We start from the raw sequence: 14,287 nt of genomic DNA, 5'->3' as shown, positions 1-14,287 counted from the left end.
CTGATTCAGTGCCGATCCCAGTGCTGATGCGTCGTGGCGCCGGGTTCGGCGCCGGGCGGGCTGATCTGCTCCAGAACCATCCCACGCGCCGCGGGCGTCCTGGCCTGTTATGATTTCGGTCAGTTCTTTTCCCGGAAGTGACCATGTCCCGCGAGATCCGCATCGCCACCCGCAAAAGTGCCCTGGCCCTGTGGCAGGCCGAATTCGTCAAAGCCCGCCTGGAGCAGGCCCATCCCGGTCTCAAGGTCAACCTGGTGCCCATGGTCAGCCGTGGGGACAAGCTGCTGGACGCGCCGCTGGCGAAAATTGGCGGCAAAGGCCTGTTCGTCAAGGAACTGGAAACCGCCCTGCTCGAGCAGGAAGCGGACATTGCCGTGCACTCGATGAAAGACGTGCCGATGGACTTCCCCGAGGGGCTCGGCCTTTTCTGCATCTGCGAGCGCGAAGACCCGCGTGATGCGTTCGTTTCAAACCGTTTCGACAGCCTCGACGCCCTGCCTCCCGGCAGTGTTGTCGGCACCTCCAGCTTGCGACGTCAAGCGCAATTGCTGGCCAAGCGCCCCGACCTGAAGATCCAGTTCCTGCGCGGCAACGTGAACACCCGCCTGGCCAAGCTCGATGCGGGTGAGTACGACGCTATCATTCTCGCCGCTGCCGGCCTGATCCGTCTGGGCTTCGAGGCGCGCATCCGCTCCTCCATCAGCGTCGAGGACAGCCTGCCCGCCGGCGGCCAGGGCGCCGTGGGTATCGAATGCCGCACTGCCGACAGTGAAATCCACGCCTTGCTCGCGCCCTTGCACCATCGGGATACGGCCGTGCGCGTGACCGCCGAGCGTGCCCTCAACAAACGTCTCAACGGTGGTTGCCAGGTGCCCATTGCCTGCTACGCCGTGCTCGAGGGCGAGACCCTCTGGCTGCGCGGCCTGGTTGGCCAGCCCGATGGTGGCCAACTGCTGCGGGCCGAGGCTCGCGCGACTGCCTCCGATGCCGAGGCGCTGGGTGTGAAGGTGGCGGATGAACTTCTGGAGAAAGGCGCCGGGAAAATCCTCGAGGCGGTCTACGGCGAGGCCGGCCACCCGTGACGGAATGGCGTCTCTTGCTGACCCGCCCGGTCGAGGAGTGCGAAGTGTTGTCGGCGACCCTGGCCGAGCAGGGTATTTTCAGCAGCAGCCTGCCTTTGCTCGCGATCGAGCCGCTGGTGGAGAGCCCCGGCCAGCGGGCGATCATCCTCGAGCTTGATCGCTACTGCGCGGTCATCGTCGTGAGCAAACCTGCCGCGCGGCTCGGGCTCGATCTGCTCGACCGCTACTGGCCGCAGCCGCCAACCCAGCAGGCCTGGTTCAGTGTAGGCGCGGCTACCGGCAAGCTGCTCGCGGATTATGGTCTTACCGTTCATTGGCCGGACACAGGTGACGACAGCGAGGCCCTGCTGACACTGCCCAAGTTCACCGAAGCCCTGGCGGAACCCGGGGCGCGCGTGTTGATCATGCGCGGCGAGGGTGGCCGAGAGTTCCTCGCCGAGCGCTTGCGCGGCCAAGGCATCGCGGTCGACTATCTGGAACTCTACCGTCGTCAGATGCCGGACTACCCCCCCGGTGCCCTGGTGCAGCGAATCGAGGCGGAACACCTGAACGGCCTGGTGGTCAGCAGTGGCCAAGGGCTGGAAAACCTGCAGCGGCTCGCCGCCGAGGCCTGGCCGGAAGTGTCCCGCCTGGTGCTGTTCGTGCCCAGCCCAAGGGTGGCTGAGCAGGCCCGTGCGGCGGGGGCTACGAATGTTGTGGATTGTCGTGGCGCGAATGCCTCGGCATTGCTGGCAGCGCTGATGCAACAGCCGGCGCCTGCCCTCTGATGCGAAGGATGGATACGTGAGCGAAGCAGACCTCCCGAAACAAGAGCAAAACACCCCCTCCGCTGAATCTGCTCCCCCCGTCGGCACTGCCCCCGCGCCGCGGGGCAATGGCCTGGCGTTGCTGGCCCTGCTGGTTGGCGCTGCCGGCGTCGCCGTGGCCGGCTGGGGACTCTGGCAGGTGCGTAGCCTGGAAAGCCGCGATCAGCAGCAACTCGGCATGGTCGAGGAAGCCCGTGGCCAAACCCAGGCACTCGTTCAGCGTGAACAGCTGCTTTCGGCCCGTCTTGCCGAACTGCCCAGCGCCGCAGAGCTCGACGAACGCCGGCGTCTGCTGGTCGACCTGCAAGGCGACCAGCAGCAGCTCCGGCAGCGCCTGGAAACGATCCTCGGCGCCAGCCGCAAGGACTGGCGCCTGGCCGAGGCTGAACACCTGCTGCGTCTGGCCAGCCTGCGCTTGTCCGCCTTGCAGGACATCACCAGCGCCACTGCTCTGGTCCAGGCTGCCGACGACATCCTGCGTGAGCAGGACGACCCCGCAGCCTATGCAGCCCGCCAGCAGTTGGCGAAGAGCCTCATGGAGCTGCGCACCACCACTCAGCCGGACCGTACCGGGCTCTTCCTGCAGCTGGGCGCGCTGCGCGACCAGGCTGCCCAGCTCAATCCGCTGGTACCTGCCTTCGAAGACAAAGGCGGCGTGCTCCTCGACATGGCCGCCGAAGGCGATGGTCGCAGTCGCTGGTCAGAATGGCTGGAAACCCTGTCGCATTACTTCCGTATCCAGCTCAACGCTGACCAGAACATCAAACCGTTGTTGGCGGGACAGAGCCTGTCCCAGGTTCGCCTGGCACTTTCGCTAGCCCTTGAGCAAGCTCAATGGGGGGCGCTGCATGGCCAGACCCAGGTTTACCTGCAGTCACTGAGCCAGGCGCGCGAAGTACTGGATGGACACTTCAACAAAGAAAATCCGGACAGCCGCGCACTGCTTGCGCGTATCGACGAGTTGTCCAGCCAGCCGGTCGAGGTGAAAGTCCCTGACCTGGCTCCGACCCTGACGGCCTTGCAGGCTTATCTGCAGCGCAGCCCGGAAGCAGCAGGCGGTGCAGGGCCCGAGGCCGCCGATCCGGGCGAGGGGGCGGAGCAATGAAACGCGTGCTCAAGATCCTGCTGGTGCTGCTGGTGATCGGCGCAGCCATCACCCTGGTCGCTGCGGCAGTCGCCCAGCACAAAGGCTATGTGCTCATCGCCTTCAAGGGCTTCCGCTACGAATCCACCTTGTGGGCGACGTTGGCCCTGCTGGCAGCTGTCTGGCTGCTGTATCGCGGTCTACGCCTGGTGCTGACGTTGCTGTTGGCTTCCGGCGGAGTGGTCAATCCCTGGTCGCGACGCAACAACCGCCGTCGAGCACGCTTGGCGTCCGAACAGGGCTTGCTCGATCTCGCCGAGGGGCGCTGGGCACGGGCCCTGCGTCATCTGCGCCGGGCTGCCGATGCCGACCCGCAACCCCTGATGTATTACCTTGGTGCGGCCCGCGCAGCGCACAAGCTGGGTCTGCATGAAGAAAGCGATCAGTTGCTGGAGCTCGCGCTCGAGCGTCAGCCCAAGGCCGAGCGGGCCATTGCGCTGACCCATGCCGAGCTTCAGCAGGAGCGTGGTGAGGTGGATGGGGCTTTGGAGACCCTCAAGCTCATGCACGAACGCCATCCGCGCCATCACCAGGTGCTGCGCCAACTGTTGGCACTGCATGAGTCCCGTGGCGACTGGTCCGCACTGGTCGGTCTGTTGCCTGACCTGCGCAAGGAGAAGGCATTGCCTGAAGCGCAACTGGCGGAACTGGAGCTCCGGGTCTGGAGTGCTCGTCTGCACCAGGCGGGAGAAGAGGGCCTGAACAAGGGTGAAATCGCACTGCAGCCATTGACCCAGGCCTGGCAGCAGCTCTCCTCCAGCCAGCGCAACGAACCCCGACTGGTCCTGGCGTTTGCCGAGCAGCTGCGTCGGCTGGGTGCGCAGGAAGAGGCCGAAGAGGCTGTTCGTAATGCCATCAAACGCAGCTACGACAGCGCCCTGGTGCGCCTCTACGGCCTGCTGCGCGGCCGCGATGCGGCTCGCCAGCTGCAGACGGCCGAAGGTTGGCTCAAGGAGCATCCCAGCGAAAGCGCCTTGCTCCTGACCCTGGGCCGCCTGTGCCTGCGCAATCAATTGTGGGGCAAGGCGCGGGAGTATTTCGAAAGCAGCCTGAGCTTCAAGCGCGATCCTGAAACCTGCGCTGAACTCGCGCGGTTGCTGTCGCAGATGGGCGAGGTGGAGCGCAGCAACCAGCTGTTCCAGGAAGGCCTTGGCCTGCTCGATCAGCGTTTGCCCGTCTTGCCTTTGCCGACCGAGCGAATTGCCTGATCCCGGCTGCAGCCCAGTGGGCGAACTCATTCGCGAGGCGGGCGACGGCCTGTCAGCCCAACGTCCCTCACCCCGGCCACCCCTCTCGGTAGGAGAGGGGTGACTTAAGCCGGCCGCCGTTGTGCAGGGTGCGCCTTTCCTGTGAGGGCGAATTTATTCGCCAAGCAGGCCACAGGCCTGCCTAACGTCAGGCTCAGCGCCCCACGTACTCGATACGGTAGATGGCACCGGCGTAGTCATCGCTGACCAGCAGCGCGCCATCCGGGGCGACCAGCACATCCGCCGGACGCCCCCACACATCCCCGTCTTCCAGCCAGCCCTCGGCGAATACCGTCTGGCGCTTGAGGCTTCCGTTTTCGTTGAGCTCGACGCGCTTGATGCGGTATCCGATCTTTTCGCTGCGGTTCCAAGAACCATGCTCGGCGATGAAGAGATTGTTCCGATATTCCTTTGGGAATTGCCGGCCCGTGTAGAAGCGAATACCCAGCGGCGCAACGTGGGGACCGAGCCTGGCGACCGGGGCGACAAAGTCGCTGCAAGGGCGCTGAGAGAACCTCGGATCAGCGACATTGCCTGCATGGCAAAAGGGAAAGCCGAAGTGCTGACCGAGACGGGTCAGCCGGTTCAGCTCACAATCCGGCACGTCATCACCCATCAGGTCGCGGCCGTTGTCGCTGAACCACAGCTCCCCGGTCTGCGGATGCCAGTCGAAGCCCACGGTATTGCGCACTCCCCGTGCGACGAGCTCCAGCTCAGTGCCATCGGGGTTCATGCGGTGGATGGTGGCGTAACGTTCTGGGTCCTTCGCGCAAACGTTGCAAGGTGCGCCGACCGGCACGTAGAGCTTGCCGTCGGGGCCGAAGGCGATGAACTTCCAGCCGTGATGGGTTTCGCGAGGGAAGTCACCGCGGACCACTTCGGGTTCGGGGGGCGCGTCCAACCGCGACTCGATCTCACGCAGGCGCAGGATCTGGCTGACGGCCGAGATATACAGGTCACCATCCTTGAAGGCGACGCCAACGGGCAACTGCAGGCCGCTTGCAACCACCCGGACCCGCCCGCTGGCGGGTTCCAGTGCATAGACCTTGCCGGCGGCGTTGCTGCCGACAAATAAGGTCCCATGGGCTCCCCAGGCCATCTCTCGGGCGTTGGGCAGTTCATCGGTGACCAGGCTTATGCGGAAACCTTCAGGAAGCCGAATGCGCTCCAGGGGGAGCCCGGCGCTCGCCAGAAGTGGAAGTAGGAGCAAGGCAAAAAGTAGCCTGTACATGAGCGTGGTCTCCTGAGGGCTGCCCGAAACAGCCTAGACACTCGCCTTGAAAGGCTGGGGCGCTTTCCTCTACCGTATCGGCCTTTCTCATCACCCAACGGAGCCGCCATGTCCCTGGCCAGCCCGCGTTCGCTGTTCCTGATTGCATTCCTTGGTTGTGTCGCCGTAATGGGGGGCGCGCTATACCTCGAGCATGCGCTTGGGCTCGAGCCCTGCCCACTGTGCATCGTTCAGCGAGTTTTCATCATCGCCTTCGGTCTGGTCTGCCTGGTTGCCGCACTGCACGGTCCGCAAGCGCGTGGCCGACGCGTTTACGCCGGCTTGGCGTTGCTCTTCGCGGCGGGCGGAGCGGCTTCAGCCGGCCGCCAGGTCTGGCTGCAGGGAATTCCGGCTGATCAACTGCCGGCGTGCCTGCCAAGCCTTGATTACATGATGGAGGCGCTGCCCTTCCAGGACATCGTCAGGCTGATGCTGCATGGCACCGCCGATTGCGCGGAAGTAACCTGGACGCTCTTCGGTATGAGCATTCCGGAGTGGAGCCTGCTCGCGTTTGCCGGCTGCATTCTCTTCGCCCTGTTCCAGATGCTTCGCCGCGCCTGATTTGACCCAAGTGATGGCCATGCCGCGAGCCAGACAGGGCGCGGGCCACCGATCAAACGCATGTATGAATTTTTTCGCGGTGATGCCTTGAAGGCACTGCCCGGCGGGCATAATCTGGCCCGCACACGACGCCGGAAACTTGCCGTTTTGGTGTCGTCTTCCCATGATCTTGCACCGGTCGACAAAAAACCGTCTCGGAGCAGACGTATAACGGCATTACCGAATTAGGGAAGTGAGGTCGTCACCATGCTTGAAAGTTGCCAGAACGCTCAGGAACGATGGGGTGGCGTGCACCGGCTGATCGATCGCTGGTTGCAGGAGCGCCAGGAACTGGTCAAGGTGTTCCGTTCATTGAGCGACAAACCACAGGCCCCCAGTGCCAATGAGCAAGACCTGCAGAGGTTTTGCGAAGTCCTCGTCGACTACGTTTCCGCCGGCCACTTCGAGGTCTACGAACAATTGCTGAATGAAGCCAAGGCATTCGGTGACCAGCGAGGCCTTGAGCTTGCCAAGCAGATCTATCCGCGCATCGAGGCCATTACCGAAGTCGCGCTGGCGTTCAACGATCGCTGCGATAACGGCGATTGCCGCGACATCTGCCTGACCTCCGAGCTCAACAACCTGGGCCAGCTGCTCCACGAGCGTTTCGAACTGGAAGACTGCCTGATCGAAGTGCTGCACAACGCCCATCAAGGCCAGAGCGCCTTGCCGGTCTGAGCTGGCCAGCGGCCCGGTACGGAGACGTCGCCGGGCTCCCTTCCTGAACGCATTCCCGCCCGCCCGCATGGCCGTTTATGGCTGCACTCGCCAGTCAATGACCGGATGCTTTTCGGGGGCGTTTTTTGTGCGTGCAGATCACCTGGCGAATGCCTAAGTGATCTGCAGTGGCGCCGGCTCTGGCGACTAGGCGATATGGCGACTAGTATGGGCCAAATAACGCCCGCCAGGAGGCATACCATGTCGGCCAAGAAGAAGCCCGTCAGCACTCCGCTGCACCTGTTGCACCAACTGTCCCATAGCCTGCTTGAACACCTTGAAAGCGCTTGCAGCCAAGCCATGGTCGATGCTGAAAAGCTGCTGACCAAGCTGGAAAAACAGCGCGGCAAGACTCAGGAAAAACTCCATGCTGCCCGTGCCAAGTTGCAGGATGCTGCCAAGGCCGGAAAGGCCAAGGCGCAAGTCAAGGCCAAGGACGCAATTGCAGAGCTGGAGGAGTTGTTGGAAGCCCTCAAGGCTCGTCAGTCCGAGACCCGCGACTACATCGGCCAACTCAAGCGTGACGCTCAGGAAAGTCTGAAACTCGCCCAAGGCGTCGGCAAGGTGAAAGAGGCGGTTGCCAAAGCATTGACTGCTCGTGAAGCCAAACCAGCCGCGAAAGCCGCCGCCAAACCAGCTCCCAAGGCTGCTGCCAAGCCAGTAGCCAAACCGGTGGCCAGGACTGCTGCCGCCAAACCTGCAGCCAAGCCAGCCGCTAAGCCGGTGGCCAAGGTTGCTGCGGCCAAACCGGTAGCCAAGGCTGCTGCGGCCAAACCTGCAGCCAAGCCAGCGGCTAAACCGGTAGCCAAGGCTGCTGCGGCGAAACCTGCGGCCAAGCCAGCGGCTAAACCGGTAGCCAAGGCTGCTGCAGCCAAACCTGCCGCCAAGACCGCTGCCGCCAAGCCTGCTGTCAAGGCAGCACCCAAGACTGCAGCCAAGCCTGCTGCCCCAGCCGCCAAGCCGGCAGCTAAAACCGCACCTGCGGCCAGTGCTGCGAAACCTGCTGCCAAGAAAGCGCCGGCCAAGCCAGCGGCCAAGAAATCCGAGCCCGCCACCAAGGCCGCCGCTCCGGCACCCGCAGTGAAGCCCGCAGCTCCTGCATCGGCTCCCGCACCTGCCGCTCCTGCTCCGGCACCTGTCGCCGCAGCTGCGCCGGTTGCCAGCGTTGCGTCGGCCAGTGGCAACAGCGCTGCACCGACTTCGTCGTCGAACTAAAGCGCAAAGGCCGCGGCGCGCAGTTGATCAAGCGCGTCGTGGCCTGACTTCTCCAGCGCTGGGGCGCTGTTGAGCAGCCATTCGCCCAGGTCGTCCGCCGTTGCTCGCGGCCAGAGTTGTGCGGCCTGCTCCAGGCGCGTCAGCAGCTCGCGCTCCGCATCCAGCTCCAGCTCCTTGACTCGTTTGCGCAACGTCGCCAGTGCGCTATCCACTTGCGCTTCTGCACGCCACTCCTGACGCAGGGCCCGCAGTGGACCCACGACGCTTTCCTGCCAAGGTCCGGCAAGTTGCTCGAGGGTGTCCAGGTAGGTCTCCTCGAAGGGGGTGCCGCGTCGTCCAAGCCAGCAGGCGCATAGCAGCAGGCAGATGTCAGCGCCCTGATCCTGCAGGTACAGGCAGGCTTGCTCGATACCAGGGCGGGCATAGAGCTTCAGGGAAAAGGTCCACAGGTCTGAAGGCATTGCGCTCCCCCGGGCGACGGTGCGGCGAAGCTGGTACACTCCGCCGCCATCATGATTCGACTGCAAAACCTCACTCTACAGCGTGGTCCGCAGCGCCTGCTAGAAGGCGCTGAGCTGACCCTACATGCCGGCCAGAAAGTCGGCCTGATCGGTGCCAATGGCGCTGGCAAATCCAGCCTGTTCGCGTTACTGCGCGGCGAGCTGGGGCCGGACGCCGGTGATTGCCGCCTGCCGCCTGACTGGCGCATTGCCCACATGCGCCAGGAAGTGGACAACCTCGAACGTCTGGCAGTGGACTACGTCCTCGACGGCGACCTGCACCTGCGTCAGGTCCAGCGAGCGCTGGCCGAGGCCGAGGCAGGCCACGACGGTACCGCCATCGCCCGCCTGCACATCGAGCTGGACAGCGCCGATGGCTACACTGCCGATGCCCGTGCCCGCAAGCTGCTGGCCGGTCTGGGTTTCACCGCAGAGCAGATGGATCGCCGCGTCGGCGACTTCTCTGGTGGCTGGCGGATGCGTCTGAACCTCGCGCAAGCGCTGATGTGTCCGTCCGAGCTGCTGCTGCTCGACGAACCGACCAACCACCTTGACCTGGACGCCATCCTCTGGCTGGAAGAGTGGCTCAAGAGTTACCCCGGCACCCTGATGCTGATCTCCCATGACCGGGACTTCCTCGACGCCGTCGTCGACCATGTAGCGCATCTCGAGCAACGCAAGCTGACGCTCTATCGCGGCGGCTACTCGGCCTTCGAGCGCACCCGCGCCGAGCGCCTTGCGCAGCAGCAACAGGTCTACGAGAAGCAGCAGGCGCAGCGGGCCCACATGGAGAGCTTCATCGCCCGTTTCAAGGCCAAGGCCACCAAGGCCCGCCAGGCGCAGAGCCGGATCAAGGCCTTGGAACGCCTCGAAGAGTTGGCGCCGGCCCACGTCGACTCGCCTTTCGACTTCAGCTTCCGTGAGGCGGACAAGGTCTCCAGCCCGTTGCTCGACCTTGCGGAAGGTCGCCTGGGTTACGGCTCAAAGGCCGTGCTCGAACAGGTCAAATTGCAACTGGTGCCGGGTGCACGTATTGGTCTGCTGGGCCCCAATGGAGCCGGTAAGTCGACGCTGATCAAGACCCTGGCCGGCGAGCTCGAGCCGCTCGGCGGGCGTCTGGCGCGCGGCGAAAACCTGGCCATTGGCTATTTTGCCCAGCACCAGTTGGATGCCCTGGACCCGCAGGCCAGCCCGCTGTTGCACCTGCAACGCATCGCGCCGGGCGAGCGTGAGCAGACCCTACGCGACTTCCTGGGTGGGTTCGACTTCCGTGGCGACCGCTGCGACGAGCCAGTGCTGAACTTCTCCGGTGGCGAAAAGGCGCGCCTGGCCCTGGCCCTGATCGCCTGGCAGAAGCCCAACCTGCTGCTACTTGACGAACCGACCAACCACCTCGATCTGGAAATGCGCCTGGCCCTGACCATGGCCCTGCAGGATTTTGCCGGTGCTGTACTGGTAGTGTCCCACGACCGGCACCTGCTCAAGAGCACCACGGACGAGTTCCTGCTCGTGGCCGACGGTCGCGTACAGCCGTTCGATGGCGACCTCGACGACTACGCGCGCTGGCTGGTGGATTTCCGTGCGCGGCAGGCCCCGGTTGCATCGGCGACAGCAAGCCCGGACAAGACCGATAAGCGCGCGCAGCGTCAGGCTGCCGCCGCCCTTCGCCAGCAGCTGGCCCCGCACAAGCGCGAGGCGGAGAAGCTGGAAAAAGAGCTCGGCAAGGTGCACGAGAAACTCGCCGAGATCGAGACCCGGTTGGGCGATTCCGCCCTCTACGAAGTCGCGTGCAAGGACGAGCTGCGCGACCTGCTGGCTGAGCAAGCGAAATTGAAAGGTCGTGAAGCCGAGCTTGAAGAACGCTGGCTGGAAGCCCTGGAGAGCCTGGAGGAACTGCAGCGTCAGTTGGAGGCAGCCGATTGATGGATGAACTGCAACTCCTCACCGCCTGGAGCGAACCGCTGATCCGCGCCGCCCAGGTATTGCTGATTCTACTGTTGGCCTGGTTGGTTCAGCGCATCGTCACTCGTGGCATCTCCCGCCTGGGTGCGCGCTACCCGCAGCTGCCGCAGGAGCTGTTGCTGCCGCTGCGCGGGCTGCTGCGTTGGATCATCCTGGGCAGTGCCTTCATGTTGGTGCTGGAGCGCTTTGGCGTTTCCGCCGAGGTGCTCTGGGCGGCGCTCACCGGCTTCACCGCCGTTGCTGCGGTGGCGTTCTTCGCTATATGGAGCGTGCTGTCGAACATGTTCTGCGCGGTGCTGATCTTCTCCCTCGGCCCGTTCCGCCTGGGCGATACGGTGGAAGTGGTGGAAAGCGCTGACAAGCTGGGGGTGAAGGGGCGTGTGGTCTCCATCAACCTCTTCTACACCACCCTGGAAGACCTCGGTACGGACAATCACGGTGCCATGGTTCAGGTGCCCAACAGCCTGTTCTTCCAGAAGGCTGTGCGCCGCTGGCGCTGACGCAAGGCTCTGTGCAGTACGGATGACAAGGGGTAGGCTGTGCGGCCTGCCCTTTTTCATTTCCGAGGTAAGTGCCATGGCGCTCGAAACCTGGCTCGCTTTTCTGGTCGCCTGCTGGGTGATCAGCCTGTCACCGGGTGCCGGTGCCATCGCCTCCATGTCGTCCGGCCTGCAATATGGTTTCTGGCGCGGCTACTGGAACGCCATCGGCCTGCAGTTGGGCCTGGCCTTGCAGATCGCCATTGTCGCGGCCGGCGTCGGCGCCATCCTCGCGGCTTCGGCCCTGGCCTTCAGTCTGATCAAATGGTTCGGCGTGGTCTACCTCGTTTACCTCGCCTTGAAGCAATGGCAGGCGCTGCCGAGCGACCTCGCCGACGATTCCGCCGAACGTCCCCTGGGGCGCCCGCTGACGCTGGTGCTGCGCGGCTTCCTGGTCAACTTCAGCAACCCCAAGGCCATCGTCTTCATGCTCGCGGTGCTGCCGCAGTTCATCGATCCGCATGCACCTCTGGTTGAACAGTACCTGGTCATGGGCGCGACCATGATCACCGTCGACCTGATCGTGATGGCCGGCTACACCGGCCTGGCTGCCCGCGTATTGCGGCTGCTGCGGACGCCGCGCCAACAGCGGATGATGAATCGCAGTTTTGCCGCGTTGTTCGTCGGTGCCGCAGCCTTGCTGGCCACCGTGCGTCGCGCCACCGTCTAGCACGGCCTTGCTGGCATCGTTTCAGAGGGGCGTTGCGGCAAAGCGTCACAAGGGACGTGGAAATTGGGGGTTGAGCTGAATTGTTGGGAGCGTAACAATCTCGATCCCCATTCTCATTTGAGATTGAAACATGTTCCCGTTTTCCCGGCTTCTCAGCTGCCTGCTACTGCCGTTGTTGGCCATTTGCAGCTTCAACCTCCTGGCCGATCCGGCCGACGGCGCCGCTCAGGCGCTGCATCTACTGGGTTATATCGGTGCCGACTACCCGGCCACTGTCGCCAATGGCGACGTGATTGATCAGGGCGAGTACCGCGAACAACTTGAATTTCTTGGCGTCCTGCAGGGCCTGATCGTGGCCCTGCCGGCGCGCACCGAACAGAGGGACCTGGTATCCGGCGTGGCGAGCCTGCGCCAAGCCGTCGAAGCTCGTCAGGAGGGTGACAAGGTGGCTCGTCAGACGCGCCAATTGGCCGCTCATCTGGCCGCGGCCTACGACGTCAGTCAGATACCGGCCATTACGCCTGACCCTGCACGCGGCGCGCCGCTGTATGCCCAGCATTGCAGCGTCTGCCATGGCGACATGGGTGCTGGTGATGGACCGGCAGGGGTTGGCCTGGAGCCCCCGCCGGCCAACCTGCGCGACCAGGCCAGGCTTGACCGGCTGAGCCTCTATGACCTCTACAACACCATCGGCCTCGGTGTCGAAGGCACCGATATGCCGGCGTTCGCCGACCAGTTGGATGATCGGCAGCGCTGGGACCTGGCCAGCTACATTGCCGGCTTCAGTGCCGATGCTGCCGTGAAAGGTGCGCCCATCTCGCTGGCAGAGCTGGCGGGACGTACGCCGGAGGAGATCGGTGCCAACCAGGGCGTCGAGGCAATAGCCCTGTTCCGTGCGCAACGCGCCCAGCCGCCGCTGCAGCAGCGCGGGCCCAAGGAGCTTATCGGGCATACCCAAGCGACCCTGGAGCAGAGCCTCAAGGCTTATCGCACCGGTGATGCGGAGCAGGCTTACGACCTCTCGGTGGCGGCTTACCTGGAAGGTTTCGAGCTGGTGGAGAACTCCCTCGATAACCTCGATACGGCACAGCGCAAGACCACCGAGCGCGCCCTCATGGCCTACCGCCAAGCCCTGCAGGATCGCCAGCCGGTTGGCAAGGCGGCGCAGTTTCTGGAGCAGGCCAAGGCTGAGCTGGGCAAGTCCGCCGAACTCCTGGATGGCGATGCTCTTGGCGGCTCCCTGAGTTTCTTCTCCAGCCTGCTGATCCTCCTGCGTGAAGGGCTGGAGGCCATCCTGGTGCTGGCCGCTATCCTTGCGTACCTGCGCAATACCGGCCAGGAACATGCCGCCCGGAGTGTGCATATCGGCTGGGGCGTAGCGCTGTTGGCAGGTGTTGGCACATGGGCGCTGGCCGCTTACGTAATCGATGTCGGTGGCGCTCAGCGCGAGCTGATGGAGGGCTGCACGGCCTTGTTCGCTGCCGTCATGGTGCTCTGGCTCGGCGTGTGGATGCATGACCGACGCCATGCGGCGGCGTGGCAGAACTACATCCAGCGGAACCTGATCACTGGCGGCGGACGCTTTGGGTTCGCGGTGCTGGCGTTCTTCTCGGTGTATCGCGAACTATTCGAAGTGATCCTGTTCTACGAGACTCTCTGGCTGCAGGCGGGTCCGGCCGGCCATGGCATGGTGGTGGCTGGGGCCTTGACCGCGCTGGTGCTGCTGGTGGGGCTGGCTTGGATCATTCTGCGTGGCTCGGCGAAGTTGCCGCTGGGGACCTTTTTCAGCGCCAACGCGGCACTGCTCTGCGCCCTGTCCGTGGTATTTGCCGGCCATGGTGTAGCCGCCCTGCAGGAGGCAGGTGTCCTGGGCACGCGTCCGGTGCCGTTCTTCGAGTTCGACTGGCTAGGTATCCATCCTGACGCTTACAGCCTGTCGGCCCAGGGCCTGGCGCTGTTGACCATCGCCATGCTCTATGGTCGCAGCCGGCTGCGCGAGCGGAGCACGGCGCAGGCTTGAGCCGGTGGCGGGGAGTGGCATACTCCTCGCCCTGTCTGTTTGTGAAAGGTGTGAAGCCGAGCATGCGTGTCTGGATCGATGCCGATGCCTGCCCTCGGGCGGCCAAGGACCAGGTGATCAAGTTCGCCTTGAAGCGCAAGTTCGAGGTGCTGTTGGTGGCCGGGCAGAGTCAGGTCAAGCCGGCTTTTGCGTGCGTGCGCCTGATCGTCGTGCCCAGCGGCCCGGATGCGGCCGATGACTATCTGGTGGAAAGCGCCATGCCCGGGGAGCTGGTGATCTGTAGTGATGTGCCGCTGGCCGATCGTCTGATCAAGAAAGGCGTGGCGGCGCTGGACCCGCGCGGCAAGGAGTTCGATGAGCGCAACATGGGCGAGCGCCTGGCGGTGCGCAATCTGCTGACGGACCTGCGTGATCAGGGGCAGATGGGCGGCGGCCAGGCCGCCTATGGCGAGCGCGATCGCCAGGCTTTCGCCAATGCCCTCGACCGAGTGCTGACGCGCCTCAGCCGTAGCTGA

Annotated in this window: 14 protein-coding genes; 12 read left to right on the top strand and 2 right to left on the bottom strand. The window is 64.2% G+C overall.

Features of this window, described 5'->3' with window-relative positions; genetic code table 11:
• Nucleotides 1-143: 143 nt before the first annotated feature.
• From hemC to OXH74_RS07245, 4 genes are read left to right on the top strand one after another with little or no spacing between them, the layout of a single operon-like run.
• Entirely contained in the window at nt 144-1,082 is a 939-nt protein-coding gene (hemC, locus tag OXH74_RS07260) for a hydroxymethylbilane synthase (protein ID WP_375740659.1), read from the top strand.
• Complete coding sequence (locus tag OXH74_RS07255; RefSeq protein WP_375740658.1) at nt 1,079-1,849, top strand: uroporphyrinogen-III synthase; 771 nt, start codon at nt 1,079-1,081, stop codon at nt 1,847-1,849. Before hemC ends, OXH74_RS07255 begins: the two co-directional genes overlap by 4 nt.
• 16 nt (nt 1,850-1,865) lie before the next feature.
• Complete coding sequence (locus OXH74_RS07250) at nt 1,866-2,993, top strand: uroporphyrinogen-III C-methyltransferase (protein WP_375740657.1); 1,128 nt, start codon at nt 1,866-1,868, stop codon at nt 2,991-2,993.
• Nucleotides 2,990-4,240 (top strand): heme biosynthesis protein HemY, encoded by a 1,251-nt coding sequence (locus OXH74_RS07245; protein WP_375740656.1) that lies wholly within the window; start codon nt 2,990-2,992, stop codon nt 4,238-4,240. The genes OXH74_RS07250 and OXH74_RS07245 overlap by 4 nt, the downstream gene beginning before the upstream one ends.
• A 193-nt stretch (nt 4,241-4,433) precedes the next feature.
• Here OXH74_RS07245 and OXH74_RS07240 read toward each other — a convergent pair whose 3' ends face one another.
• The gene (locus OXH74_RS07240) at nt 4,434-5,510 is read right to left on the bottom strand and encodes a PQQ-dependent sugar dehydrogenase (protein WP_375740655.1); all 1,077 of its coding nucleotides are present in this window, start codon (nt 5,508-5,510) and stop codon (nt 4,434-4,436) included.
• Nucleotides 5,511-5,618: 108 nt separating this feature from the next.
• On the opposite strand from OXH74_RS07240, the gene OXH74_RS07235 reads away from it, so the two are divergent.
• From OXH74_RS07235 to OXH74_RS07225, 3 genes are all read left to right on the top strand, one after another.
• Nucleotides 5,619-6,110 (top strand): disulfide bond formation protein B, encoded by a 492-nt coding sequence (locus OXH74_RS07235; RefSeq protein WP_215372187.1) that lies wholly within the window; start codon nt 5,619-5,621, stop codon nt 6,108-6,110.
• A 246-nt stretch (nt 6,111-6,356) separates the two neighbouring features.
• Entirely contained in the window at nt 6,357-6,827 is a 471-nt protein-coding gene (gene rsd, locus OXH74_RS07230; protein ID WP_215372185.1) for a sigma D regulator, read from the top strand.
• A 240-nt stretch (nt 6,828-7,067) separates the two neighbouring features.
• Nucleotides 7,068-8,081 carry an AlgP family protein gene (locus OXH74_RS07225; RefSeq protein WP_375740654.1) on the top strand — a complete coding sequence of 338 codons (1,014 nt, stop codon included), beginning with the start codon at nt 7,068-7,070 and terminating at the stop codon, nt 8,079-8,081.
• Here the strand turns inward: OXH74_RS07225 and OXH74_RS07220 are convergent.
• A complete protein-coding gene (locus OXH74_RS07220) occupies nt 8,078-8,542 on the bottom strand; it encodes a TIGR02444 family protein (protein ID WP_215372180.1) in 465 nt (154 codons plus the stop codon). The genes OXH74_RS07225 and OXH74_RS07220 overlap by 4 nt on opposite strands.
• Before the next feature lie 51 nt (nt 8,543-8,593).
• Here OXH74_RS07220 and OXH74_RS07215 point away from each other — a divergent pair, with 51 nt between their 5' ends.
• From OXH74_RS07215 to OXH74_RS07195, 5 genes are all read left to right on the top strand, one after another.
• Nucleotides 8,594-10,504 carry an ATP-binding cassette domain-containing protein gene (locus OXH74_RS07215; RefSeq protein ID WP_375740653.1) on the top strand — a complete coding sequence of 637 codons (1,911 nt, stop codon included), beginning with the start codon at nt 8,594-8,596 and terminating at the stop codon, nt 10,502-10,504.
• On the top strand, nt 10,504-11,043 hold the full coding sequence (locus OXH74_RS07210; RefSeq protein WP_215372175.1) for a mechanosensitive ion channel family protein: 540 nt from the start codon (nt 10,504-10,506) through the stop codon (nt 11,041-11,043). Before OXH74_RS07215 ends, OXH74_RS07210 begins: the two co-directional genes overlap by 1 nt.
• A 76-nt stretch (nt 11,044-11,119) precedes the next feature.
• A complete protein-coding gene (gene rhtB, locus OXH74_RS07205; protein ID WP_215372172.1) occupies nt 11,120-11,752 on the top strand; it encodes a homoserine/homoserine lactone efflux protein in 633 nt (210 codons plus the stop codon).
• Nucleotides 11,753-11,882: 130 nt separating this feature from the next.
• Nucleotides 11,883-13,772, top strand: a complete 1,890-nt coding sequence (locus tag OXH74_RS07200) for an FTR1 family protein (RefSeq protein ID WP_375740652.1) — start codon at nt 11,883-11,885, stop codon at nt 13,770-13,772.
• A 62-nt stretch (nt 13,773-13,834) separates the two neighbouring features.
• The gene (locus OXH74_RS07195; protein WP_215372168.1) at nt 13,835-14,287 is read left to right on the top strand and encodes a YaiI/YqxD family protein; all 453 of its coding nucleotides are present in this window, start codon (nt 13,835-13,837) and stop codon (nt 14,285-14,287) included.

This window comes from Metapseudomonas boanensis, assembly GCF_042232855.1.
Classification (GTDB): domain Bacteria; phylum Pseudomonadota; class Gammaproteobacteria; order Pseudomonadales; family Pseudomonadaceae; genus Metapseudomonas; species Metapseudomonas boanensis.
This window is presented reverse-complemented; position numbering and strand designations above follow the sequence as displayed.

What these genes read in the sequence shown, in the direction of transcription:
- OXH74_RS07195 (WP_215372168.1), top strand. Translation starts at nt 13,835, where the DNA reads ATGCGTGTCTGGATCGATGCCGATGCCTGCCCTCGGGCGGCCAAGGAC.
- OXH74_RS07225 (WP_375740654.1), top strand. Translation starts at nt 7,068, where the DNA reads ATGTCGGCCAAGAAGAAGCCCGTCAGCACTCCGCTGCACCTGTTGCAC.
- OXH74_RS07235 (WP_215372187.1), top strand. Translation starts at nt 5,619, where the DNA reads ATGTCCCTGGCCAGCCCGCGTTCGCTGTTCCTGATTGCATTCCTTGGT.
- OXH74_RS07245 (WP_375740656.1), top strand. Translation starts at nt 2,990, where the DNA reads ATGAAACGCGTGCTCAAGATCCTGCTGGTGCTGCTGGTGATCGGCGCA.
- rhtB (WP_215372172.1), top strand. Translation starts at nt 11,120, where the DNA reads ATGGCGCTCGAAACCTGGCTCGCTTTTCTGGTCGCCTGCTGGGTGATC.
- OXH74_RS07215 (WP_375740653.1), top strand. Translation starts at nt 8,594, where the DNA reads ATGATTCGACTGCAAAACCTCACTCTACAGCGTGGTCCGCAGCGCCTG.
- OXH74_RS07210 (WP_215372175.1), top strand. Translation starts at nt 10,504, where the DNA reads ATGGATGAACTGCAACTCCTCACCGCCTGGAGCGAACCGCTGATCCGC.
- hemC (WP_375740659.1), top strand. Translation starts at nt 144, where the DNA reads ATGTCCCGCGAGATCCGCATCGCCACCCGCAAAAGTGCCCTGGCCCTG.
- OXH74_RS07220 (WP_215372180.1), bottom strand. Translation starts at nt 8,542, where the DNA reads ATGCCTTCAGACCTGTGGACCTTTTCCCTGAAGCTCTATGCCCGCCCT.
- rsd (WP_215372185.1), top strand. Translation starts at nt 6,357, where the DNA reads ATGCTTGAAAGTTGCCAGAACGCTCAGGAACGATGGGGTGGCGTGCAC.
- OXH74_RS07200 (WP_375740652.1), top strand. Translation starts at nt 11,883, where the DNA reads ATGTTCCCGTTTTCCCGGCTTCTCAGCTGCCTGCTACTGCCGTTGTTG.
- OXH74_RS07240 (WP_375740655.1), bottom strand. Translation starts at nt 5,510, where the DNA reads ATGTACAGGCTACTTTTTGCCTTGCTCCTACTTCCACTTCTGGCGAGC.